The organism is Allosediminivita pacifica (assembly GCF_003054175.1).
GTDB lineage: Bacteria > Pseudomonadota > Alphaproteobacteria > Rhodobacterales > Rhodobacteraceae > Allosediminivita > Allosediminivita pacifica.
Genome location: NZ_QBKN01000010.1, coordinates 123,464 through 146,040, shown reverse-complemented (window position 1 = coordinate 146,040; position 22,577 = coordinate 123,464). Strand labels below are relative to the sequence as shown.

Sequence of the window (22,577 nt, the reverse complement as noted above, 5' to 3'; positions counted from 1 at the left end):
TACACCGCGCTCGGAATACCTGTCACCGAGCCCATGGGATAAGTGCGTCCGGGGAAAGGGGAGCCTCGGCTATCAGGCGATTTGCGCAACAGAGCCCACGCTATTTTGAGGTTCTTTGGGAAATCGTTTTCTCATCTAGAAGCAGGGCATGTCGGTTTTCTCAGAGAGAGGTGCGCGAGCGAAGCTGGATACAACCCGATCCTTCCATCATCGTATTACTTGATTGAATCCAAGGCGACGACACGAGATGTAGATTTTGTAAAATATGGAGAGAGCCATAAAGACCTGTGGAAGTGCTTCCTTGGTCTTATTTCCGAATTGGAGCAGGAGGTGTTAACCCTACGGGCTTCTAAAGAACGCCTTCAGGAGCTGTCGGGAAACTTCCTTGACTTGAAGGAAGCTCTGACAAATAGAGGGCAGTTTTCCGCTGGAAACTGGCTCTCTAATGTCAGAAACGAAGTTAATTACAAGTCCCTGGAGGGGGTATGGTTTCCCTTTTCAAAGTCGACGCCGTCATTCGTGGATTTACTGGGACGAGTGCGAGACTGGAGAGTTGGTGCTGTAAATCTGAGCCGGCCGAGCTTGGAAAATAACGAACTTGAAAGATTTTTTGCAACGGCGCTTTTGATTGTAGATCTTGGGATCTCACTATCTCTCGACTACAAAAGTCTAATCGAGCGCCAAGGTCGAAGATCAACTGACTTCTCTCGTCTAGTGAAACTTACATCAGCAGCCTAAAGCCGTCTCCGACGAACATCTAGTGGTGCGGTGCCATCTGTCTACTTTTTCGCATCGCTGTGCAGTGTGATGATCGCAACGTGACAAGGCCACTGCTCCGGTGCAAAGGGCAGGGAAACTCAGTTCTCCTCAGCTATAGAGAATAGAAGGCTCCCAAATCATGGGACATCCTAAAAAACGGTTAATCCCCCTATCTAACCCATTGATTTTGCTGGGGCGCCGGAGTGTCCCGGCCCGGGACACTCCAAAATCCCCTCAGGCCGAGAGCATCTTTCCGGCGTAATCGAGGGCCGAGAGCATGTTGACGTGGTTGGCCTTGCCCGTGCCCGCGATATCGAATGCGGTGCCGTGATCGACCGAGCAGCGCTGGATCGGAAGGCCCAGCGACACGTTCACCGCGCTGTCGAAGGCCACCAGCTTGATCGGGATGTGCCCCTGGTCGTGATACTGGGCGATCACCAGGTCGAAGGCGCCGTTGTAGGCCCGGTGATAGACCGTGTCCGCCGAGATCGGCCCCTGCGCGTCGATCCCCTCGGCCCGCGCCGCCTCGACCGCCGGCCGGATCCGCTCCTCGTCCTCGCTCCCGAACAGCCCGTTCTCGCCGCAGTGGGGGTTGATCCCGGCGACCGCGATCCGCGGGCTCGCCACCCCCATCCGCCGGAAGTGCTTGTATCCCGTCCGGATCGTCTCGAGCACCCGCTCTGTCGTCGCCCGCTCGATGGCGTCCTTGAGCGAGACATGGGTCGAGGTATGGATCACGTTCAGCCGCTCCGAGGCCAGCAGCATCCACGAGCTTTTCGACCCGCTTAGATGCGCCAGCATCCCCGTGTGCCCGTCATAATGATGCCCCGCCGAATTCAGCGCTTCCTTGTTGATCGGCGCCGTCACGATGCAGCCCGCGCGATCCTCGAGGCAGAGGGTCACCGCCCGCTCGATGTAACGAAAGCAGGCCTCGCCGCAGGCGGCGGAGAGCTTGCCGAATTCGCCCGGGAGCCCGTCGATATCGATATGATCCACCCGGATCCCGTCGCCATTATCCCCGGGCGCGATCACCGGCAGGTCGATCCCGCAGGCGCGGGTGGCCCGCTCCATCGTGTCGCGATCGCCAATCACGATCGTTTCGGCCCGCACGTCGGGGCCCCGGTCGGCCAGGGCCTTCGCCGTCACTTCGGCGCCCACGCCCGAGGGGTCGCCCATGGTGATCACGATTGGTGCGCTCATGTCGGTCTCCGTTCCGTTCCGTTACGTTTTAACCTATATGTAAACTTGTTTCAATCCGCATCCTGTGTCTAAGATGCGGTCAGTAGGCGTCATGGAGGCGAAGGGGATAGGACACCCTTTTTCCGTGGCATAAATCGGTGAAATGGAGGTCTCCTTGCCCGACGTGCTCGTCATCGCTGATGACCTTACAGGTGCGCTTGATTCAGGCGTCGCCTTTGCCGGCGCAGGGCGCCGGGTGATGGTGGCCCGCCGGGTCGCGGACCTGCCGGACGTGCTGCGGAGCGGGGCGGAGATCGTTGTCGTCTCGACCGGGACGCGCGAGGCCGATGCGGCCACAGCGCAGGCCCGGATTCGGGAGGTCATGGCGGCTGTGGATCTTTCGACGATCGGTCTGGTCTTCAAGAAGGTCGATTCCCGGCTCAAGGGGCGGGTGACCGAGGAGGTCGCGGCGCTGGCGGACGGGCTGCCGGTCGGCACGGTGGTCGCGGTGCCGGCGATCCCCTCGATGGGGCGGGTCCAGTCGCAGGGGCGGCTGACAGGCATGGGCGTCGCGGTACCGATCGAGGTGGCTGGACGGTTCCACGGGCCGGTTGAGGTGCCCGATGCGCGGAGCGACGTGGAGCTGGACCGGATCGTCGGGACGCGGTCGGACGTGCTTTGGGTGGGCGCGCGTGGGCTGGCCTTCGCACTGGCGCGATCCCTGTACGGCATGGCCGGGGTGCGCGCGACGCCGGAGGTGGCTCAGCCTTTCCTCGTGGCCATCGGCTCGCGCGATCCGATCACGCTGGCGCAGGCCGAGCATCTGTCGCACCGCGTGCCGGTCCATGTCGCTCCCGACGGCCGCATGTCCGCGCCGCCGCCCGTGGCACCGATCGCGGCGTTGCAGCTGACGAACGGGGGCGGCGGACGCGACGGGGCGTCCGCGGGTGCGGATTTCGCGGAGGCCGTCGCCCGGACGATGGCGGCGCATCGCAGCGCCGCGCTGCTCGCCACCGGGGGCGAGACCGCGGACGCGATCCTCGACAAGCTGGGGATCGGCACGCTCGAGATCCGGTCCGAGATCGCGCCGGGCCTTCCGGTTTGCGAGGCACAGGCCCCCTGGGGTAGCATCACCGTAATGACGAAATCCGGGGGGTTCGGCGCTCCCGGGCTTCTGGCAGAGATCGCGGGGCAGGATGCCCCGGCCGAGGTGTGGGAGACGACACGATGAACGACGCCGCCCCGCGGAGCCGGCCGCCGCTTGCCGAGAAGGTCTATCGCGCCATGCACGCGCGCATCACGCGCGGAGAGTACGGCACGAACGAGAAGCTGCCCGCCGAGAAGGATCTCGCCACCCAGTTCGGCGTGTCGCGGCCCGTTTTGCGCGCGGCTCTGGAACGTCTGCGCGAGGAGGGGTTCATCTACGCCCGGCAGGGTGCGGGCAATTTCGTGCGCATCGCGCAGAAGAACGCCCTCGGCTATGCCAAGGTCGAGACCATCGCCGACATCCAGCGCTGCTACGAGTTCCGCCTGACCATCGAGGTGGCCGCGGCGGGCCTTGCCGCCGAGCGGCGCAACGACGCGATCCTGCGCGAGATGCAGGATGCGCTGGACATGCTGTCGGATGCCACGGGATCGCAGGTGCACCGCGAGGATGCGGACTTCGCCTTTCACGTGGCGGTCGCGGCGGGATCGAACAATTCCTACTACGTCGAAACGCTGAAGGCGCTGCGCGATCACATCCATGTCGGCATGAAGATGCACGGCGAAAGCCTGATGTCGGACGGGCCGGTCGCGCTCGAGGCGGTGCTGGCCGAGCATCGCGCTATCTTCGACGCGATCGAGGCGGGGGACGCCGCGCGGGCGCGCGACGTCATGCATGGTCATATCTCGCATTCTCAGGGCCGCCTGTTTGGCGGCAGCCTGATGGACCTGTCGCTTCAGAGCAGCTCGTAACGGCGCAGGATCTCGCGGATCGCCTCGTCCTGCGTCAGGTCGGGCAGGAGCGCCGGCTGGCGGCTTGCGCCGACCGACGGGTCCATGCACCAGAGCGCCCGCTTGACCAGCGCGGGCGGGTAGCCGAGACCGTAAAGGTCCGTGCGGAAGGCGGTGTAGCGCTCCTGCGCGGCCTCGGCGCGTGCCGTCTCGCCCGCGTCGAAGGCCGACACGATCTCGGCCAGAGTTTCGGGCATGACGTTGCCAAGGCCCGAGATGCAGCCCGCCGCGCCGTTCTGAAGGCTCCAGTGCACCAGGTGATCCGGGCCGGAGTAAACCTCGAAATCGCCGGTGTCGCGCCCGACGGCAAGATAGGCGGACAGCGTCTCCTGCTGGCCGCCGGAATCCTTGATGCCGCGGATGTTACCGTGGGCGGCAAGGCGGCGGGCGGTTTTGGGTTCGATGTGGTTCTGCGTGCGCGCGGGGATGTCGTAAAGGTAGACGGGCGTCGTGACCGCGTCGGCGACGGCGGTGAAGTGACGCTCCAGACCGTCCTGCGTGCAGGCGATGAAATAGGGCGTGATAACCGCGATCCCGGCAAGTCCGAGCTTGTCGAATTCCTTGGCGAGCAGCGTGGTCTCGTAGGTGGCGGGGGTGCCGGCGTTGGCCATGACAGGCACGCGGCCCCCGGCCTCGTCCACGACGGCAGCGACCAGATCGACCTTTTCGTCGAAGGTCAGCGCCGAGAAATCGCCGTTGGTGCCGGCGGCCATGATGCCGTTGCCGGCGGCGACCTGGCGGCGGACCTGCGCTCGGGTGGCGTCGAGGTTCAGGCGTTCGTCCTCGTCAAAGCAGGTGACGAGGGCCACGAAGGCAGTGGATGGCATGGGGAACTCCTGACGCTCAGTAGGCGGCTTCGTAGATGCGGGTCACGTCGTCCACCGACATGTCGCGCGGGTTGTTGTCCATCAGGCGCCGGATGGCGTGCGCCTCGGCGGCCCAGTCGGGCAGGTCGGCGCGGTCGGCCCCGTGCTGCGACAGGCGCATCTCCACGCCCAAGTCGGCGCAGAAGGCGTGGGCGGTCTGTTGCAGGTCGCCCTTGCCGAGGCCGAGGGCCGTGGCGACTTCGGCAGTCTTCGCCTCGGCCACCGGCTGGTTGAAGGCCAGCACGTGCGGGAAGATGATCGCGTTGGCCAGCCCGTGGGGCAGTGACAGGCGTGTGCCGAGCGGGTAGGACAGCGCGTGCCCGGCGGCGGTGTTGACCGGGCCGAGGCAGATGCCGCCGTAGTAGCTTGCCAGCATCATCCCGGCGCGCGCCTCGGCGTCCGAGCCATCGGCCACGGCGCGCTTGAGGTAGCGCCCGACCAGGTCGATGCCCATGCGTGCGTAGCCGTCGATGAGGTCATGCGCGCGGATGTTGGTGAAGGCCTCGACGCAGTGGGCCATGGCGTCGATGCCGGTGGCGGCGGTGACCGCGGGCGGCACGGAATAGGTAAGTTCCGGGTCGAGCACCGCGATGTCGGCCAGCAGATGCGGGCTTTCGGTGGCGATCTTCGAGTTGGTCTCGGGGTCGGTCACCAGCGCGCGGATGCCCGCCTCGGACCCGGTGCCGGCGGTGGTGGCGACCTGGGCAAGGCGCGTGCGCCGGCCGGCGACCTTGTTGGGGCCCGCCACGTCGCGCAGCGACTGGTCGCCGTCCCACATCGCCGCGACCAGCTTGGCGATGTCGAGCACCGATCCGCCGCCGAGGCCCACGACGAGGTCGGGTTTTACCTCGCGCGCCCGGGCCAGCACGGCCTCGAAGGCGGGCAGGTCGGGTTCGGGCGGCACGTCGGCGACGACCGTAATGTCGCCAGGTAGGTTCAGCCGGTCGACGTATTGCTCGGTCGGGCCGCTGGCGATCACCAGCGGGCGCTGCGCGCCCTCGGCCCAGGCGCCGAGCTTGGCCGCGGTTCCCACGCCGATCTCGAGGTGCCGGGGCTGGTGCAAGGTGATTGGCCTGTCCATTCCGCTCATGATGTCATTCTCCTCCCTCAGCCGGCGATGCGGCGCATGTCATCCGCGCTCAGCCGGACGTGTTTGATTGCGCGGCGGTGGTACGTGTAGGCGATGTCGAGCCCCCCGTCGGCGCGCGGCAGCAGCGCGGGGTAGGAGAGCTCCTTGTTCTTTCCGTCGAGCGAGTTGTTCGACAGGCAGGTGCCGGGGCCGTCCTCGACCACGTGCCGCACCGGGAAGCTGCGGCCGCCATCGTCGGAAATGCACAGCGCCATGGGGGCGCGCTCGACGCCCCAGATGGGCTTGCAGCCGCCGCTGGCGTCGGGGCGGTCGTCATCTTCGCCCAGCTCGTCATAGAGCGAGGCGCGGCGGGCCTGCGAGGTCGCCGCCGAGACCGGGTTGCAGACCATGGCGAGCTTGCCGTTGCCAAGGTGTGCGACGCAGATGGACGAGTTGTTGTTCGGCACGTCGGTCGGGTCCGGCGCGGACCAGCTGCGGCCGCCATCTGTGCTTTCGGAGCGATGCACGAAATCGGACTGGCGGCGGCGGTAGAAGGCGGCCATCTGCGCATCGCCAAGGTCCACGGGCGTCATATGGACAGCACCGAGCGAGTCCGGCACCTCTGTCACGGACCAGCTGGCGCCGTTATCGGTGGAGATGCCAACCGCGGCGGTGTCATGCGCGCCGGTCCAGCGCTGGCCGTCGCGCGGGTTGCACAGGAAGAGCGGCAGCATCCATGCGCCGTCGTCGCGCAGGCAGGGGGCGGCTCGGATGAAGGTGCCGGGGGGAAGGTCGGTCGGTTGGCCTTCGCCCGCCACGAGGCGGTCGCCCTCGCGGTGGAGGTGGCGCATCCAGACGCGGGATTCGTCCTGGTTGCCGGCGGGCTGCGCGGTGTTGAAAAGCAGGATCTCACCTTCGGGGGTGACGAAGATGACGGGGTTCTGTTCGGACCGGTCGGGCAGATCGGTCAGCTTTGCCGCCGGCCCCCATGTGTCCGAGCCTTCATCGAGAAGGCTGGCGTGGACAGATATGTCGGACTTGCCCTCGAGAGAGCCGCCGAACCAGGCGCAGACCAGCGCGCCGTCGGGCAGGCGGGCAAGGAAGGCCGCGTGGTTCTGCACGGCGGGCGAGGGCAGGAAGGCGCCTCCGTCCTGGAGCCGGCCATCCATGCGGGCGGCGATATCGTCGGGTGTCATCGGGCTGCCTCTTGAGGTCGTCGTTAAGGCCGGATCCTGTCCTGAGACTGGTCAAGTTGTCAACTGGTCTGTCGGATTTGTTCGCATTCGCGGTGCTTGAGGTTCGCAAGTCTCTGTTAAATATCGCTATAATTGGGATAACAGATTGGGGTTTGACAGGCTTTATCAACTTTACCAATATGAGCGGGACTCGTCTGTCGGCATGGCTGGCGGAGTCCGATCATATCCGCAGGGAGGTGCGGACGCGGCGGCGGCACTGGCTGGCCGATCGTGGAGACACCAGGGAGGAAGACCATGAGTTATTCGAAGTTTCTGGCCGGTGCGTTGCTGGCGTCCACGGCCCTTGTGGGGGCCGCGCAGGCACAGGAAGGCGGCGTGACGGTCGTGCTCAGCGAAGAGCTGGACCTGATCGATCCCTGCATGGCCACGCGGTCCAACATCGGCCGCGTCGTCCTGCAGAACATCTCGGAGACGCTGACCGAGCTCGACGTGCGCGGCGACGGCGGCGTGATGCCCCGGCTCGCGACCGACTGGGAACAGACCGACGACACGACTTGGCGCTTTAACCTGCGCGAAGGCGTGACCTTCTCGGACGGGTCGGCCTTTGATGCAGGCGACGTGGTGCATTCCTTCGAGCGCACCCAGAGCGACGAGAACTCCTGCGAGATCTCGCGCTACTACGAGGGCATGGGTGTCACCATGACCGCCGTGGATGACAGCACGCTCGAGGTGTCGACCGATGATCCGCAGCCGATCATGCCGCTTCTGATGAGCCTGCTGACAGTGGTGCCGTCGGAAACCGGCATGGAGTTCACCCGCGAGCCCGTGGGCACCGGCCCCTACGTCCTGTCCGAGTGGAACCCCGGCCAGAACATCCTGCTGGAGCGTCGCGACGACTACTGGGGCGAGATGCCCGAGGTCACGTCCGGCAACTACGTCTTCCGTTCGGATGCTGCGGTGCGCGCCGCCATGGTGGAAACCGGCGAGGCCGACATCGCGCCGTCGATATCGGCGCTGGAAGCGACCGATCCGGACATGGACAAGTCTTACCCGAACTCGGAAACCGTCTATCTGCGGATCGACCACAGCGTCGCACCCTTCGACGACAAGCGCGTGCGCGAGGCACTGAACCTCGCCATCGACCGCGAGGCCTTTGTCGGTACGATCCTCGCCGACGGCACCGAGCCCGCGACGGCGATCGTGCCGCCGACGACCATCGGCTGGAACTCCGAGGTCGAGCAGTGGCCCTATGACCCGGAGCGGGCGCAGGAACTTCTCGACGAGGCGGGCGCCGACGGCGTGCCGGTCGATGCCGAGGTGACGCTGGTGGGCCGGACGGGCAACTTCCCGAACGCGACCGAGACCTACGAGGCCATCGTCGGCATGCTGAACGAGGCGGGCTTCAACATGCAGCTCCAGATGGTCGAAGTGGCCGAGCACGAGCAGTACTACTCCAAGCCCTACGTGCAGGATCGTCCGATCCTCGTCGGTGCGCAGCACGACAACTCGCGCGGTGACCCGGTCTTCTCGATGTTCTTCAAGTACGACAGCGAAGGCCGCCAGTCGGGCATCAGCGACGAGCGCGTGGATGACCTGATCGACCAGGCGAGTGCAGCCACGGGTGACGAGCGCAAGGCGCTCTGGTCCGAACTGTTCGCCTATCTCCATGACGAGGTGATCTCGGACGCGCTGCTGTTCCACATGGTCGGGTTTGCCCGTGTCGGCGAGAATGTCGAGTACGAGCCCACCATCGCCACCAACAGCCAGCTTCAGCTTGCCGAGATCGGCCTGAAGTAAGGGAAACGGCCCGCGCGGCAACCGTCGCGCGGGCCATGCTTGCACCGACCACGGAAAGGCCCAGCCATGCAAAAGGCCATCGGCAAACGCGCCATTTCGAGCTTCATCTCGCTGTTCCTGCTGGTGATCCTCGTCTTCTTCCTGTCGCGGCTGACCGGTGATCCGGCGGCCCTTTTCCTCCCCGTGGATGCCTCCGAGGAGATGCTAGAGGCCTTCCGCGAACGCCACGGCTTGAACGATCCCGTCATCGTGCAGTTCTTCAGCTATCTCGGCGACCTGGTGCGCGGCGATTTCGGCGACAGCCTGCGCAAGGCGCGGCCCGCGCTCGACGTGGTGCTCGAAGCCTTCGTCTGGACGCTGCAGCTGGCACTCATCACCATGGCGCTTGTCACGGTCGCGGCAGTCACGCTGGGCTCAATCGCGGCCTTCAAGGTCGGCACGGCCTTCGACCGCTTCACCTCGATGCTGTCACTGATCGGCGCCTCGGCCCCGGATTTCTGGATCGCCATCGTCGCCATCGTGCTCTTCTCGGTGAACCTCGGCTGGGTGCCGACCTCGGGCACGGGCAGCGTCTGGCACTGGATCCTGCCGATCTGCGTGCTGTTCATCCGGCCCTTCGGCCTGATCCTTCAGGTGGTGCGCGGCTCGATGCTGTCGGCGCTGGGATCGGCCTACGTGAAGACGGCCCGCGCCAAGGGGGTGAAGAACCGCCCCATCATATTCGTGCACACGCTGCGCAACGCCATGCTGCCGGTCGTGACCGTCATCGGTGACCAGGCGGCGGCGCTGCTGAACGGCGCGGTGGTGGTCGAAACCATCTTCGGCTTCCCCGGCGTGGGCAAGCTGATGATCGACTCGATCCTGCAGCGCGACTTCAACGTGATCCTCGCCGCGATCATGGTCACCGCGCTCGCCATCTTCATCATGAACATCCTCATCGACCTTGCCTACGCCCTGCTCGATCCGAGAATTCGCGCCTGATGGGACAGAACGATATGTCAGACACCACCGCCACCGAGGCGCCCGCGGCCAAGCCGGCACCGTCCAAGTCCTCGCTGCTGTCGATGCTTTTCGCCGACCAGTTCGCGACCGTCGCCGCCTGTTTCGTGATCCTGGTCATCCTCTGCGCCATCTTCGGCCCGCTGCTGCTGGGCGAAGCGGCGAGCGACCAGAACCTGCGCGCCCGCAATGCGCCGCCCTTCACGCTCGATCGCGGCTGGCTCTACATCCTCGGTGGCGACGCGCTTGGCCGTCCGCTGCTGCCGCGCATCGTGGTGGCCGCCCAGAACACCATCATGATCGCCGCCGGCGCGGTGGCGGGGTCGTTCATCATCGGCGCCGTGCTGGGCCTGACTGCGGGCTATTCGCGCAAGCTGGTGAGCGAGGTCATCATGCGTCTCGCCGACGTCATCATGTCCTTCCCGTCGCTGCTGCTGGCGGTGATCGTGCTCTACGTGCTGGAGCCTTCGGTGCTGAACCTCGTGCTGGTGCTGGCGATCACGCGCATCCCGATCTACCTGCGCACCACCCGGGCCGAGGTGCTGGAGGTGCGCGAACGCATGTTCGTGCAGGCGGCGCAGGTCATGGGGGCTTCGACTTTCCGGATCGTGTTCCGCCACATCCTGCCGGTGATCCTGCCCACGCTTCTGACCATCGCCACGCTCGACTTCGCCTTTGTCATGCTCGCGGAATCCGCGCTGTCCTTCCTCGGCATCGGCATCCAGCCGCCCGAAATCACCTGGGGTCTCATGGTCAGCCAGGGCCGGCAGTACCTGACTTCGGCCTGGTGGCTGGCTTTCTGGCCGGGGCTCGCGATTATCCTGACCACCATGTCGCTTAACCTTCTGTCGGGGTGGATGCGCGTCGCGCTCGATCCCACGCAACGCTGGCGTCTCGAAACCGGAGGCAAGAAGAATGGCTGAGCATCTTCTCGAAGTCCGCAACCTTTCGGTTCGGTTCCACACGGCGCAGGGCGTGGTGAATGCGGTGAACGATGTGTCCTGGCACCTCGACCCCGGCGAGACGCTGGCCATCCTCGGCGAAAGCGGGTCTGGCAAGTCGGTGTCCTCGTCGGCGATCATGAACCTGATCGATTGCCCGCCGGGCGAGATCACCGAAGGCGAGATCTTCTTCGACGGCATGGACCTTCTGAAGGCCAGCGACGAGGAACGCCGCGCGCTCAACGGCAAGCGGATCGCCATGATCTTCCAGGACCCGCTCAGCCACCTGAATCCGGTCTATACCGTGGGCTGGCAGATCGCCGAGACGATCACGGCACACGGCCGCCCCGACCAGATGGCCAAGGACCGCGCGCTGGAACTCGTGCGGCGCGTGGGCATCCCGAACCCCGAACAGGCGATGAAGAAATATCCGCACCAGTTCTCGGGCGGGCAGCGGCAACGCCTGATGATCGCCATGGCGCTGGGGCTGAAGCCCGACATCCTGATCGCGGACGAACCCACCACGGCGCTCGACGTGACCGTGCAGGCCGAGATCCTGACCCTGCTGGAGGAATTGCAGGAGGAGACGGGCATGGGCCTCGTTTTGATCACCCACGACCTGGGTGTCGTGGCCGAAGCCGCCGACCGTGCCGTCGTCATGGAAGGCGGCCGCATCGTCGAGACCGGCACGCCGCATGACCTCTATCACAACGCCCAGCACCCCTACACGCGCAAGCTGCTGGCGGCAGCGCCGGGCAAGGGCGAGATGCGCCAGCCCGACGCGCAGGCGCAGCCGATCCTGTCCTGCCGCAACCTTTCCAAGACCTACGGCGCCTTTCACGCGCTCGACCGGGTGAACTTCGACCTGATGAAGGCCGAGACGCTGGCCATCGTCGGCGAAAGCGGCTCGGGCAAGTCCACCACCGCGCGTCTCATCCTGCGGCTCGAGGAGGCCTCGGGCGGCGAGGCGCTCTGGCATGGCGAGGACCTGCTGAAGAAGAGCCCGCGCGAGATGGGCAAGGTGCGTCGCCAGATCCAGATGGTTTTCCAGGACCCGACGCAGTCGCTCAACCCGCGCATGTCGGTCTTCGAGATCATCTCCGAGGCCTGGGTGATCCATCCCGGCGTGGTCGAGAAGCGCCGCTGGCGCGGACGGGTGGAGCAGCTTCTCGGCCAGGTGGGCCTGCTGCCCGAGCACGCCAACCGCTATCCTCACCAGTTCTCGGGCGGGCAGCGGCAGCGGATCGCCATTGCCCGCGCGCTTGCGCTCGAACCTGAACTCATCATCTGCGACGAGGCGGTGAGCGCGCTCGACGTGTCGATCCAGGCGCAGGTGATCGAGCTTCTGGGCCGGCTGCGCGACGAGCTGGGCATCGCCTTCATGTTCATCGCCCACGACCTGCCGGTGGTCCGCGACTTCGCCGACCGCGTGCTGGTCATGAAGCAGGGCGAAATCGTCGAACAGGGCCCGGTGCGCCAGATCTTCGAGGACCCGCGCGAACCCTACACGCAGCGCCTGCTGGCGGCGGGGCTCGACCCCGACCCCGAGGTGCAGCGCCAGCGCCGCGAGGCACGCCTGAAGCTTTCGGCCTGATCCGGCGCCGTCCCACATGATTTCCAGCGGCGGGGCCTCCGCGCGCCGCCTGCCAGCCTTTCGGAGTTTCCATGTCCACAGCGCTTCACTACTTCAAATGGGCCTTCCTCGTGACGGCCGTCGGCCTTGCCGGGACTTTCTGGCTGGGACTGCGCTACGAGGGGACGCTGGGCGGGGCGCTGTCCTTCCTGCTGATCGGCACGGTGCTGGCGGTTCTGGAGATCTCGCTCAGCTTCGACAACGCCATCGTCAACGCCAACAAGCTCAAGACCATGGACCCGGTCTGGCAGCAGCGGTTCCTGACATGGGGCATCCTGATCGCCGTCTTCGGCATGCGGATCATCTTCCCGGTCGCCGTGGTGGCCGTGGCCGCCTGGGTCGGCCCGTTCGAGGCGGTGCGCATCGCGGCCACCGACCCCGAACGCTACGCGCATCTCATGCACGAAAGCCACCTGTCGATCGCGGCCTTCGGCGGCACCTTCCTGATGCTCGTGGCGCTGTCCTTCTTCATCGACGCGGAAAAGGAGGTCGACTGGCTGCACCACGTCGAGCGCGGCATGCGCAACGCAGCGCCTATCCAGGGGTTGGCCTACGGCGTGGCGCTGCTTCTGGTGCTGATCTTCGGCAACCTGTTGCCGGCGGAGGAGCGGTCCGGCTTCTTCGGCGCGGCGATCCTCGGGGCGGTGGTCTTCATGGGGGTCGAGGCGCTGAGCCACCTGCTCGATTCCAAGGAAGAGGTCCGCGGCGCCGCCGGGGCAGGCGGGCTGGGCGCCTTCCTCTATCTCGAGGTGCTGGACGCGAGCTTTTCCTTCGACGGGGTGATCGGGGCATTTGCCCTGACGCAGAACCTCTTCCTGATCGCGATCGGTCTTGGGATTGGGGCCATGTACGTTCGGTCCATGACCATCATGCTAGTCGAGAAGGGTACGCTGAGCGAGTTTCGCTTTCTCGAGCACGGGGCCTTCTACTCGATCCTCGCGCTGTCGGTCATCATGTTCTCCCAGAGCCTCGTGTCGGTTCCGGAAGTGGTCACCGGCCTGATCGGCGCGGCGATCATCGGGCTTTCGCTGACCGCCTCGATCCGCGAACGCGCCGCCCACGCGGACGGCTGAGCGGCGTCGCGGCGGGTTTATTCCGCCGCGCGCACCGACAGCTCAGGGCGCGGCTGGTCGGTGCCTGCGCCGTCCTCCCACAGGATGGTCGGCGCCTTCACCCCACGGGCGGCGCGCGCGAGCGCCCAGTCCCTTGCCGCGCGGCTCGACCGACCCATGGACAGCGCCGCAAGCGCCCGCGCGATCCAGTGCAGGTAGGTCGTGGCCCAGACCCGGATCGCCAGCATCGCCGGGGTGAAGACCAGCGTCAGCACCGTCGAGATGCCCAGCCCGAAGACCACCGCCGTGGCGAGGTTTTTCCACCAGAGTGCGGTGGGGCTGTCGATGGAATAGCCGCCGTTCTCGAAGTCGAGGCTGATGCCGAACATCATCGGCGCAAGGCCCGCCATGGTGGTGATCGTGGTCAGCAGCACCGGGCGCAGGCGGTCCTGTGCGGTCCTCACGATGGCTTCGCCCCGCGGCATGTAGCGGCTGTATTCCTGGTAGGTGTCTATGAGCACGATGTTGTTGTTCACGACGATGCCGGCCAGCGCCACCACGCCCGTCCCGGTCATGATGATCGAGAAGACGTGGTCCATGATCAGCAGGCCCCAGAGCACGCCCGCCGTGGACAGCACCACCGCCAGCAGCACCAGCAGCGCGTTGTAGAAGCTGTTGAACTGCGCCAGCAGGATGATGAACATCAGCATGAGCGCGGCGCTGAAACCGGTGGCAAGGAATGCCTGGCTCTCGGCCTGTTCCTCCTGATCGCCGGTCCATTCCCACGCCACGCCGCGGGGCAGGGGACCGCTGTCCAGCCAGGCCGACAGCGTTTCGACCCGTTCATTTGCGTTGATGAGCGCGACCGGCGCCCCCCCGGCAAAGGCCTGCGTGGCCGCCGCGCGTGTCGTGCCTTCGGCGGTTGAGAGCACTTCGTAGCGGGTCTCGCCCCGGCGCAACATCTCGTCGCCATCCGGATCAGGGTTTCCCTCTTCGAGCACGCGCAGAGTAGCCAGCACCGCGCCGTCATCGTCGGTGAGCTTCGCCAGCCCCGGCGCCACGTCCGCCTTGATGTCGAAGTAGCGCTTCTGGCCGATGCGGGTGATCTCGGCCAGCTTCTGCACCGGCTCGCGGGTGATGAAGTTTGACAGCGGCACCAGCCCGTCGTCGGTGCGCACCTTCAGCGTGTCGAGCGTGGACAGCAAGCGGTCCTGCTCGGGCAGGCGGACGCGGATTTCGATTTCCTCGTCGGAACTGTCGACCCGCATGGTATCGAGCAGCAGCCCCCGCGTCACCAGCTGCACCATGGCGCCCACCGTCGCCACGTCGGCGCCGTAGCGGCCGGCCCTTTCCACGTCGACGTCGATCTGCCAGTCGATGCCGGGCAGGGGGCGCGTGTCCTCGATCAGCACCAGCCCCGGGGTCTCCTCGAAATGCTGCCGGGCGGTGGCGGCCGCCGCCAGCAGGTCGCCCCAGTCGTCCCCCGCGACCCGCAGGTGAACGGGCTTGGCCGAGGCCGGACCCTGCGCCTGCGACAGGATCTCGATCTCGACACCGGGCAGGGTGTTCAGCTGGCGGGTCAGGTCCTCCATCACCACGTCGCCGTCGAGCATGGCGAGCGTCACGTCGTCATGCGTGGCGGCATAGCCGAAGCGATCCTCCCATGGGATGGTCTCGAGCTGGATCTGGCCGATGGTGTCCTTGGGTGGCTGCGCGCCGCCGGTGTTGCTGTCGAGCCCGCCTTCGCCGGCAAAGGCAAAGGCCGTGTCGATGCCGGGATGGGCCAGCACGATGCGCTCGACCTGCCGCACAAGCGCGTCCTTCTCGGTCAGCGACAGGTTCCCGCGCGCCCGGACGTAGACGATGGCCTGCTCGGGCTCGGATTCTACGAAGAACTCGGTGCCGTTGTTGTTCGCGCCGTAGTAGCCGAAGGTCACAACCACGAAGGCCAGCACCGCGCCCACTGTCACCAGCGGCAGGATCGGGTTGCCGGTGAGGATCTTCGTCAGCCACCCGAAGGCGGTGTAGTGCGACCGCGTGTCGATGCGCCGCGCGCGGCGGTGGAGGGTGACCGATCCCATGGCCACGGCGGACAGCGTGGCGAACAGCAAAAAGACCAGCGCGCCGGGCAGGCGTCCGATAAGCCCCGATCCGACCGGTGGGAAAAGATACCCGGGGTCGAGCAGCATCATCGCGCCCACGAAAAGGCCGAGCAGCGCGACGACGGCCAGCACCGCGCGCAGCACCCAGGGCACCCGCGCCCGCAGCCCGTCCGATGCGCGGCCCACGCTGCGCGAGAAGCGACCCGACACGCCGCCCATGACCGGCAGGTAGATCAGCGCCACCACCAGCGAGGCCGAAAGCACGAAGATCAGCGTGACCGGCAGCATCCCCATGAACTCGCCCGCGACGCCGGGCCAGAAGAGCATGGGCAGGAAGGCGCAAAGCGTGGTGGCGGTGGAGCTGACCACCGGCCAGAACATGCGCTTGGCGGCCTCCACGTAGGCGTGCATGGGGCCCACGCCTTCGGAGATGCGCTTGTCGGCGTATTCCACCACGACGATGGCCCCATCGACCAGCATCCCCACGGCAAGGATCAGCCCGAACATCACGATGTTCGAGATCGTCACCCCCATCAGCGCCAGCAGCAGGAAGCACAAAAGAAACGAGGTCGGGATCGCGAAGCCCACCAGCAACGCGGGCCGCAGCCCCAGGCTTGACAGCACGACAATCATCACCAGCGCGATGGCCGTCAGGACCGAACCCTGAAGCTGGCTGACCATGCTGGCGACCTGCCGCGACTGGTCGTTCGAGGTGCCGAGCTCCACCGCCGCGCGCAGCTCTGCCGGCCAGTCGGCGCGGGCTTCCTCGACCGTGGCGCGCACCTGCGCCGCGGTGTCGATGATGTTGAAGCCCTTGCGCTTGACGACCTGCAACGCGACCGTGCGTTCGCCGTTGAAGCGCGCGGTGCCGGTGCGGTCCTCGAAGGTCAGGTTGATCTCGGCCAGATCGCCCAGCGTGACCACCCGGTCGCCGTTCACCTTGACCGGCAGGTCGTAGACATCGCGCCGGTCGTCGAAGCTCGAGGGGATCTTGACCGAGAAGGTGCCCTGATCGGTCTCGACCTCGCCCGCGGCGATCAGCTGGTTGTTGTTCTGCACGACGTTGATCAGCTCGCCCGCCGTGACGTTGTAGCTTTCGAGCTTCAGTGGGTCGATGATGACCTCGAGCATCTCGTCCCGGTTGCCTGCGATCCCGGCTTCGAGCACCGCATCCAGCGTCTCGACGCGCTCCTGCAGATCCTTGGCCACGCGGAACATGGTGCGTTCCGGGACCGGACCCGTCAGGTTCACGATCAGGATCGGGAATTCCGAGAAGTTGATCTCGTTGATCGAATACTTCTCGGCGCCGTCCGGGAATTCGGCCTCGGCCGAATTCATCGCCTCGCGCACATCGGCCATGGTGCGCGATTTGTCCCAGCCGAACTCGAACTCTAGCGCTACCCCGGCATAGCCTTCGGCGGCGGTGGCGCTCATGGTGTCGAGCCCGTCGAGATCGGCAAGCTCCGTCTCCATCGGGCGGATCAGAAGGCTCTCGGAATCCTCGGCCGAGATGCCGGGGAAGGGGACCGAGATGAAGAGCGCGGGGATCTCGATATCCGGCTCGCCCTCCTTCGGAAGGGTCCCGTAGGCATAGCCGCCCGCGATGAGCGACAGCAGGATGAAGGCAATGATCATGCGCGCCCGGGCTGCGGCCCAGTCGATCATGCCGGTCATTGACCCAACTCGCCGTAGGTGGGCGCGACCTTGACGCCCTCGGTCACGAATTCCTGCCCCACGGTGATGACCGACACCTCTTCCGGCAGGCCCGTCACGTAGACCCCGTCGCGGGCGTCGCGCAGCAGGCGGACCGGGTTGAAGGCGACCCGGTCGCCCTCGCCCACGGTGCGCACGCCGAGCCTTCCGTCGTCGTCGAGCGTCAGCGCGGATTGCGGCAGCAGGTGTGCCGTTGCGCCTTCTGCTTCGATGGCGATCTCGGCTGTCTGGCCCGCGCGGATCGAAAGATCCTCGTTCGGAACGGTCAGTTCCACGAGGAAAGTGCGCGTCACCGGATCGGCGTTGCGCGACACGAAGGTGACTTCGCCGCTGACATTGCGCTCATCAATCAGCCTTGCGCCGGCACGGGCGCCCAGAGCCACCCGTGCAACATCGGTTTCCGGCAGGTAGCCGACGATCTTGATGGGCCGGAGCTGGATCACCGTGGCACAGGCATCCCCCGCCTGCGTCTGCAGCAGCGTACCGAGTTCGGCGGTGTCGGTTTCCAGCAGCCCGCTGAAGGGCGCGTGGATCGTCAGCCGCTCGATGTCCTTCTCGGCTGAGGCCACGGCCGCCTGCGCCGCCTGGATCGCCGAAAGCGCACCTTCCTCGCCGGCCTTTGCCGATTCCACGGCTGCTGCTGCGCTTTCGCGCTGCGCGGTCGCGGTGATCCCGCCGGCACGGGCGCCTTCGATCTGGCTGAGCGCGGATTGCACCGCGGCGTTGGCACCCTCGATCTGGCTGCGCGCGGTTTCGATCCCGGCACGGGCATTCTGCACTTCGCTTTGGGCCGCGCGCACCCCGGCGCGGGCCGATTCAAGATCGCTTTCCGCGCTGCGGATGCCGGCACGTGCGCCTTGCACAGTGCTGCGCGCCGCCTGGATCCCGGCTTCCGCACCCTTTGCCTGGGCGCGCGCGGTCTGGATCTGCGCGCGGGCTGATTCCAGGGCGGCGCGGGCCGACGCAAGCTGCGTGCGTGCCGAAAAGCCGTTTTCGTTCAGCCGCTCGGCGGCGTTCAGGTTGATCTCGGCTTCCTCCAAGCGCGCCTCTGCCTCCGCGACACGAGCCTGCGCCTCGGGGACACGGGCCTCTGCCTCGGCCAGGCGGCTTTCGGCCTCGGGGACACGGGCGCGAGCCTCCTCGAGCCTCGCTTCCGCGGCGGGAACCCGGGCGCGGGCTTCGGCGAGCCGCGCCTCTGCCTCTGGCAGGCGGGCCTCCGCCTCGTCCAGCCGCGCCTTCGCGGCCGGAACTCCGGCGCGGGCCTCTGCCAGCGCCGCCTCCGCCGCGGGCACGGCGGCCACGGCCTCGGTGATACCGGCTTCGATGGCTGGAAGCTGGGCCTGCGCCTCGGCCTGCATCGCACGGGCTTCGGGAAGGCGCGCGCGGGCCTCGGCAAGCGCGGCCTGTGCTTCGGCGAGGGCGACCTCGCGTGTGCCGGGGTCGATGCGGCAGAGCACATCACCTTCCGCGACCCTCGTCCCGCGCCGCAAAGGCTCCGAGATGACCTTGCCGCTGGTCTCGGCCTTGAGCGTGACTTCGCGGAGGGCCTGCGTCTCGCCCCGGATGACAACCGGATCGTTGACCGAGATCGCGGTGGAGCGCATCGCCATCACGCGCATGCCTTCGAAGATCTCGGGGGGCGTATCAGAAGTCGGCGCTTCGGGGCTCGCCGCCGGCGCGGCGGTCTCCGTCTCATCGCCTGTCATCACGGCGGGACGCATGCTGACCGCGAAGGACATCATCCTGTCCCGCTCCATCACGAGGCCGTAGAGTACCAGCGTCACCAGCAGAGCGGTGAGGATTGGCATAATCCGCATTGTGGCCATCCCGTCATGCAGACCCCGAAGGGGCATACGCCGTCAAAAATTAAGAAACCTATATACCGGGCTTGGTTTACGTGGACGTCATTCAGTCATCAAGAACCGGATGAACCGTCACGCGGGATTTTGTTCCATATTTATGGCGCTAGTCTCCATTTTGCCGGTGGAGCGTGCGCAAAAAGCCACCGGTCGCGGCCTTGGCAGGCCCGGACCGAGGCGATAAGAGGGGGCGATCCGGAAAACCGGGCACTGATCAAGGGGGTAGGCGTGAGCCAGTCGGACAGCTTTATCGAGGAAGTCACCGAAGAGGTCCGCCGCGACAGGCTGTTCGGTCTGATGAAACGCTACGGCTGGATCGCGATTCTGCTGGTCCTGCTCATCGTCGGCGGCGCCGCCTGGCGGGAATGGAGCCAGGCCCGCGACAGCGCCCGCGCACAGGCCTTCGGCGACGCGATCCTCTCCGCCCTCGACGAGGGTGAGGCCGAGGCGCGGCTCGCGGCCCTCAACGCCATCGAACCGCCCACCGAAAGCGGCCGCGCCGTCCTGGCGCTGCTCGCCGCGAACGAGGCCGCCGAGGCAGAGGATGCGCAGGCGGCGGTGCAGCGTCTCTCGGCAGTGGCCGACGATTCCGGGGTCGCCCAGTTCTATCGGCAGGTCGCAAGCTTCAAGGCGCTCTCGCGTGGTGGCGAGGCGCTTTCCCTGGAAGAACGCCGTAGCGGCCTCGAGGCTCTCGCCGTGCCCGGCCAGCCCCTGCGCCTGCTGGCCGAGGAACAGCTTGCCCTGCTCGACGTAGAGGCGGGCGAGCGCGAAGCGGCGCTGGAGCGGCTGCAGTCGATCAGCCAGGATTCGGAGGCCACGGCAGGCTTGCGCCGCCGTGCCACGCAGTTGATTGTTGCCCTGGGCGGTACACCGCCCGCGGGCGGCTGAAGGCCGGAAGGGGCGAATGATGCGCGATCTTCGACGCAACCGAGGTGCGGCGATCCTGGCAGGGGCTGCGCTTGTGTTCATGGCGGGCTGTGCCGAGAACGAGAACATCCTGACGGGCGAACGGCTCGGCGTGCGCGAGATACTGCGCACCGGCCCGGGATCCGAAGCGGAAAGCACGCCGCGCGGGTCCGCGCCGATCGCGCTGCCGGGGCAGCAGTCGGTGGCCAACTGGGCCCAGAGCCCGGTCTCGCCGCACGCCCGCGTCTCGAATGCCGCCTTCTCCGGCGCCTTTGCGCCCCAGTGGTCGACGTCGATCGGGCAGGGCAACTCGCGCCGCAACCGCATCATCGCCGATCCGGTCGTCGCGGACGGACGCATCTTCACGCTCGACAGCGCCTCGACGCTGCAGGCGACGTCGCTTGCAGGTGGCGCGCTCTGGTCGAAGTCGCTGGTGCCCCTGCGTGACGATGCGGTGGCGGCCCAGGGCGGCGGCATGGCTGTCGGCGGCGGGCGCCTCTACGTGACCACCGGCTTCGGCACGCTCACCGCCTTCGATCCTGAAACCGGGGCCGAGCTCTGGCAGCAGCGTCTCGGCGCCGAGGCGTCGGGCGCGCCGACCTACCGCGACGGTCTGGTCTATGTGACAAGCGGCGACGAAACGGGCTGGGCCATCGAGGCAGGCGATGGTCGCGTGCGCTGGCGCGCCGAGGGCGTCGCCAATATCCACAACATCGCCGGTGCCCCGGCGCCCGCCGTCGGCGAAGATCTTGCGATCTTCTCCTACGGGGACGGCACGCTGCAGGCGGCCTTCCGCCAGGGTGGTCTGCGCCGCTGGAACGCGACGCTATCCGGCCGCCGTGGCGGCCGCGCCATCGACCGTGCCAACGACGTAACCGGCGATCCGGTGATCGTCGGCGACACCGTCTATGCCGGCAACTCCGCCGGTCAGACCGTCGCCCTCGGCCTCGGCAGCGGCGAACGCCTCTGGACCGCCGATATGGGCGCGCTGCACATGCCCTGGGTTGCGGGCGGATCGGTCTTCCTCGTGTCCGACCGCAACGCGCTGGTGCGGCTCGATGCCGCCACGGGCGGGGTCATTTGGGAGGTGGAACTGCCCGGCTGGGTGCCGAGCGCCCAGCCGAACCGCCGCCGCGACAGGTCCTTCGTCAATTATGGCCCGATCTTGGCCGGCAATCGCCTGATCGTCGCGTCCTCCGACGGCGCCATCCGCACGTTCAGCCCCGAGAACGGCGCCCTGCTTTCCGAGGTCGAGGTCCCCGGCGGCGCCACCTCCGCGCCCATCGTGGCCGGCGGCACGCTATACGTGGTTTCCGGAAACGGCGTACTGCACGCCTTTCGCTGAGGACACCTCCGGAATATCCGCCGGGCACCCTTGCCCCCGCCGCGGAAATCGCATTGTCTTGCGCCAGCAGATGCCGGTCCGGTCCGGTGCCAGACGAAGGAGGATGCCCATGGAGATGAGCGAAAGCCGCGAGATCGCGGCGCCGCCCGAAATCGTATGGGCGGCCATCCTCGATCCCGAGGTCCTCAAGGCCTCGCTGCCGGGGTGCAAGGAACTCTCTGGGGACCCGGAGAACGGCTACGAGGCCGTGGTGACCCAGAAGGTCGGGCCGGTGAAGGCTACCTTCAACGGCCAGGTGGAAATCAGCGACATGGTCGAACCCGAAAGCCTGCACCTTTCGGGTTCCGGCAAGGGCGGCGCGGCCGGCTTTGCCAAGGGCGGCGCCACCGTCCGTCTGGAAGCCATCGAGACGGGCACGCGCCTGCACTACGAAGTCGAGGCCAAGGTCGGCGGCAAGCTCGCTCAGCTCGGCGGTCGGGTCGTGGACGGTTTTGCCCGCAAGATGGCCGATCAGTTCTTCGCCAATCTGCAGGCTGCCGTCGAGGGGCCGACGGACCCCGAGGAAGCGCCGGAGGTCGAGACCGAGGATGGCGAGAAACGCAAAGGCTGGTTCCGCCGGATGGTCTCCGGCGGTGGCGATGCCGCGTAACGAGTAAGGAGGGGGAGACGCGATGACCGAAGTAACGATGACCGTCAACGGCGAGTCCGTGACGAAGGATATTCCCGACAACACGCTGATGACCGGATTCCTGCGCGACGTGCTGAAGCTGACCGGCACGCATGTCGGGTGCGACACCAGCCAGTGCGGTGCCTGCGTCATTCATCTGGACGGCTCGCCCGTGAAGGCCTGCAGCATCTTCGCGCTCGAATGCGACGGCGCCGACATCACCACGATCGAGGGCATGGCCGATCCCGACGGAACGCTGCACCCCGTCCAGCGGGCCTTCCGCGACTATCACGGGCTTCAGTGCGGCTTCTGCACGCCGGGCATGGTGATGACCGCGTCCGCGATGCTCGACCACACGCCAAAGCCGACCGAGGACGAGGTGCGCGAGCATCTCGAGGGCAACCTGTGCCGCTGTACCGGCTATCATAACATCGTCCGCGCCATCATGGCCGCGAGCGGGCAGGAGGTTGCCGGTAGCGCCGCCGAGTGACGCGCCGGA

17 protein-coding genes are annotated in these 22,577 nt (G+C 66.7%); 11 read left to right on the top strand and 6 right to left on the bottom strand.

Annotated elements, in window-relative coordinates; all coding sequences use genetic code 11:
- Positions 1-993: 993 nt before the first annotated feature.
- The gene (gene pdxA / locus C8N44_RS09925) at positions 994-1,959 is read right to left on the bottom strand and encodes a 4-hydroxythreonine-4-phosphate dehydrogenase PdxA (RefSeq protein WP_107976034.1); all 966 of its coding nucleotides are present in this window, start codon (positions 1,957-1,959) and stop codon (positions 994-996) included.
- A 163-nt stretch (positions 1,960-2,122) separates the two neighbouring features.
- On the opposite strand from pdxA, the gene C8N44_RS09920 reads away from it, so the two are divergent.
- Both C8N44_RS09920 and C8N44_RS09915 read left to right on the top strand, forming a co-directional pair.
- A complete protein-coding gene (locus C8N44_RS09920) occupies positions 2,123-3,169 on the top strand; it encodes a four-carbon acid sugar kinase family protein (protein ID WP_244641058.1) in 1,047 nt (348 codons plus the stop codon).
- Entirely contained in the window at positions 3,166-3,894 is a 729-nt protein-coding gene (locus tag C8N44_RS09915; RefSeq protein ID WP_107976032.1) for a FadR/GntR family transcriptional regulator, read from the top strand. Before C8N44_RS09920 ends, C8N44_RS09915 begins: the two co-directional genes overlap by 4 nt.
- On the opposite strand, the gene C8N44_RS09910 is transcribed toward C8N44_RS09915, so the two are convergent.
- From C8N44_RS09910 to C8N44_RS09900, 3 genes are read right to left on the bottom strand one after another with little or no spacing between them, the layout of a single operon-like run.
- On the bottom strand, positions 3,879-4,760 hold the full coding sequence (locus tag C8N44_RS09910; RefSeq protein ID WP_107976031.1) for a dihydrodipicolinate synthase family protein: 882 nt from the start codon (positions 4,758-4,760) through the stop codon (positions 3,879-3,881). The two genes, C8N44_RS09915 and C8N44_RS09910, sit on opposite strands and share 16 nt — an antisense overlap.
- 16 nt (positions 4,761-4,776) lie before the next feature.
- Entirely contained in the window at positions 4,777-5,889 is a 1,113-nt protein-coding gene (locus C8N44_RS09905) for an iron-containing alcohol dehydrogenase (RefSeq protein ID WP_107976030.1), read from the bottom strand.
- 17 nt (positions 5,890-5,906) lie between these two features.
- Positions 5,907-7,064 (bottom strand): sialidase family protein, encoded by a 1,158-nt coding sequence (locus C8N44_RS09900; RefSeq protein WP_107976029.1) that lies wholly within the window; start codon positions 7,062-7,064, stop codon positions 5,907-5,909.
- A gap of 294 nt (positions 7,065-7,358) precedes the next feature.
- Here C8N44_RS09900 and C8N44_RS09895 point away from each other — a divergent pair, with 294 nt between their 5' ends.
- The 5 genes from C8N44_RS09895 to C8N44_RS09875 all read left to right on the top strand — a co-directional run bounded on the left by C8N44_RS09895 (position 7,359) and on the right by C8N44_RS09875 (position 13,507).
- Complete coding sequence (locus C8N44_RS09895) at positions 7,359-8,861, top strand: ABC transporter substrate-binding protein (protein WP_107976028.1); 1,503 nt, start codon at positions 7,359-7,361, stop codon at positions 8,859-8,861.
- 66 nt (positions 8,862-8,927) lie between these two features.
- Complete coding sequence (locus tag C8N44_RS09890) at positions 8,928-9,842, top strand: ABC transporter permease (protein WP_107976027.1); 915 nt, start codon at positions 8,928-8,930, stop codon at positions 9,840-9,842.
- Between the two features lie 14 nt (positions 9,843-9,856).
- Positions 9,857-10,783, top strand: a complete 927-nt coding sequence (locus C8N44_RS09885; RefSeq protein WP_107976026.1) for an ABC transporter permease — start codon at positions 9,857-9,859, stop codon at positions 10,781-10,783.
- The gene (locus tag C8N44_RS09880; RefSeq protein WP_107976025.1) at positions 10,776-12,395 is read left to right on the top strand and encodes a dipeptide ABC transporter ATP-binding protein; all 1,620 of its coding nucleotides are present in this window, start codon (positions 10,776-10,778) and stop codon (positions 12,393-12,395) included. The genes C8N44_RS09885 and C8N44_RS09880 overlap by 8 nt, the downstream gene beginning before the upstream one ends.
- Before the next feature lie 71 nt (positions 12,396-12,466).
- On the top strand, positions 12,467-13,507 hold the full coding sequence (locus C8N44_RS09875; protein WP_107976024.1) for a DUF475 domain-containing protein: 1,041 nt from the start codon (positions 12,467-12,469) through the stop codon (positions 13,505-13,507).
- Positions 13,508-13,524: 17 nt separating this feature from the next.
- On the opposite strand, the gene C8N44_RS09870 is transcribed toward C8N44_RS09875, so the two are convergent.
- The gene (locus tag C8N44_RS09870) at positions 13,525-17,262 is read right to left on the bottom strand and encodes an efflux RND transporter permease subunit (RefSeq protein WP_107976023.1); all 3,738 of its coding nucleotides are present in this window, start codon (positions 17,260-17,262) and stop codon (positions 13,525-13,527) included.
- Positions 17,259-19,118, bottom strand: a complete 1,860-nt coding sequence (locus tag C8N44_RS09865) for an efflux RND transporter periplasmic adaptor subunit (RefSeq protein ID WP_158274031.1) — start codon at positions 19,116-19,118, stop codon at positions 17,259-17,261. The genes C8N44_RS09870 and C8N44_RS09865 overlap by 4 nt, the downstream gene beginning before the upstream one ends.
- Before the next feature lie 270 nt (positions 19,119-19,388).
- Between C8N44_RS09865 and C8N44_RS09860 the strand changes: the two genes are divergently transcribed.
- The 4 genes from C8N44_RS09860 to C8N44_RS09845 all read left to right on the top strand — a co-directional run bounded on the left by C8N44_RS09860 (position 19,389) and on the right by C8N44_RS09845 (position 22,568).
- A complete protein-coding gene (locus tag C8N44_RS09860; RefSeq protein ID WP_107976021.1) occupies positions 19,389-20,048 on the top strand; it encodes a tetratricopeptide repeat protein in 660 nt (219 codons plus the stop codon).
- A 19-nt stretch (positions 20,049-20,067) separates the two neighbouring features.
- Complete coding sequence (locus tag C8N44_RS09855) at positions 20,068-21,411, top strand: outer membrane protein assembly factor BamB family protein (RefSeq protein WP_107976047.1); 1,344 nt, start codon at positions 20,068-20,070, stop codon at positions 21,409-21,411.
- A gap of 109 nt (positions 21,412-21,520) precedes the next feature.
- Positions 21,521-22,060, top strand: coding sequence for an SRPBCC family protein (locus C8N44_RS09850; protein ID WP_107976020.1), 540 nt, complete (start codon positions 21,521-21,523; stop codon positions 22,058-22,060).
- 22 nt (positions 22,061-22,082) lie between these two features.
- The gene (locus C8N44_RS09845) at positions 22,083-22,568 is read left to right on the top strand and encodes a (2Fe-2S)-binding protein (RefSeq protein ID WP_107976019.1); all 486 of its coding nucleotides are present in this window, start codon (positions 22,083-22,085) and stop codon (positions 22,566-22,568) included.
- Positions 22,569-22,577: the final 9 nt, after the last annotated feature.

What these genes read in the sequence shown, in the direction of transcription:
- pdxA (WP_107976034.1), bottom strand. Translation starts at nt 1,959, where the DNA reads ATGAGCGCACCAATCGTGATCACCATGGGCGACCCCTCGGGCGTGGGC.
- C8N44_RS09915 (WP_107976032.1), top strand. Translation starts at nt 3,166, where the DNA reads ATGAACGACGCCGCCCCGCGGAGCCGGCCGCCGCTTGCCGAGAAGGTC.
- C8N44_RS09910 (WP_107976031.1), bottom strand. Translation starts at nt 4,760, where the DNA reads ATGCCATCCACTGCCTTCGTGGCCCTCGTCACCTGCTTTGACGAGGAC.
- C8N44_RS09905 (WP_107976030.1), bottom strand. Translation starts at nt 5,889, where the DNA reads ATGAGCGGAATGGACAGGCCAATCACCTTGCACCAGCCCCGGCACCTC.
- C8N44_RS09900 (WP_107976029.1), bottom strand. Translation starts at nt 7,064, where the DNA reads ATGACACCCGACGATATCGCCGCCCGCATGGATGGCCGGCTCCAGGAC.
- C8N44_RS09895 (WP_107976028.1), top strand. Translation starts at nt 7,359, where the DNA reads ATGAGTTATTCGAAGTTTCTGGCCGGTGCGTTGCTGGCGTCCACGGCC.
- C8N44_RS09890 (WP_107976027.1), top strand. Translation starts at nt 8,928, where the DNA reads ATGCAAAAGGCCATCGGCAAACGCGCCATTTCGAGCTTCATCTCGCTG.
- C8N44_RS09885 (WP_107976026.1), top strand. Translation starts at nt 9,857, where the DNA reads ATGTCAGACACCACCGCCACCGAGGCGCCCGCGGCCAAGCCGGCACCG.
- C8N44_RS09880 (WP_107976025.1), top strand. Translation starts at nt 10,776, where the DNA reads ATGGCTGAGCATCTTCTCGAAGTCCGCAACCTTTCGGTTCGGTTCCAC.
- C8N44_RS09875 (WP_107976024.1), top strand. Translation starts at nt 12,467, where the DNA reads ATGTCCACAGCGCTTCACTACTTCAAATGGGCCTTCCTCGTGACGGCC.
- C8N44_RS09870 (WP_107976023.1), bottom strand. Translation starts at nt 17,262, where the DNA reads ATGACCGGCATGATCGACTGGGCCGCAGCCCGGGCGCGCATGATCATT.
- C8N44_RS09865 (WP_158274031.1), bottom strand. Translation starts at nt 19,118, where the DNA reads ATGCGGATTATGCCAATCCTCACCGCTCTGCTGGTGACGCTGGTACTC.
- C8N44_RS09855 (WP_107976047.1), top strand. Translation starts at nt 20,068, where the DNA reads ATGCGCGATCTTCGACGCAACCGAGGTGCGGCGATCCTGGCAGGGGCT.
- C8N44_RS09850 (WP_107976020.1), top strand. Translation starts at nt 21,521, where the DNA reads ATGGAGATGAGCGAAAGCCGCGAGATCGCGGCGCCGCCCGAAATCGTA.
- C8N44_RS09845 (WP_107976019.1), top strand. Translation starts at nt 22,083, where the DNA reads ATGACCGAAGTAACGATGACCGTCAACGGCGAGTCCGTGACGAAGGAT.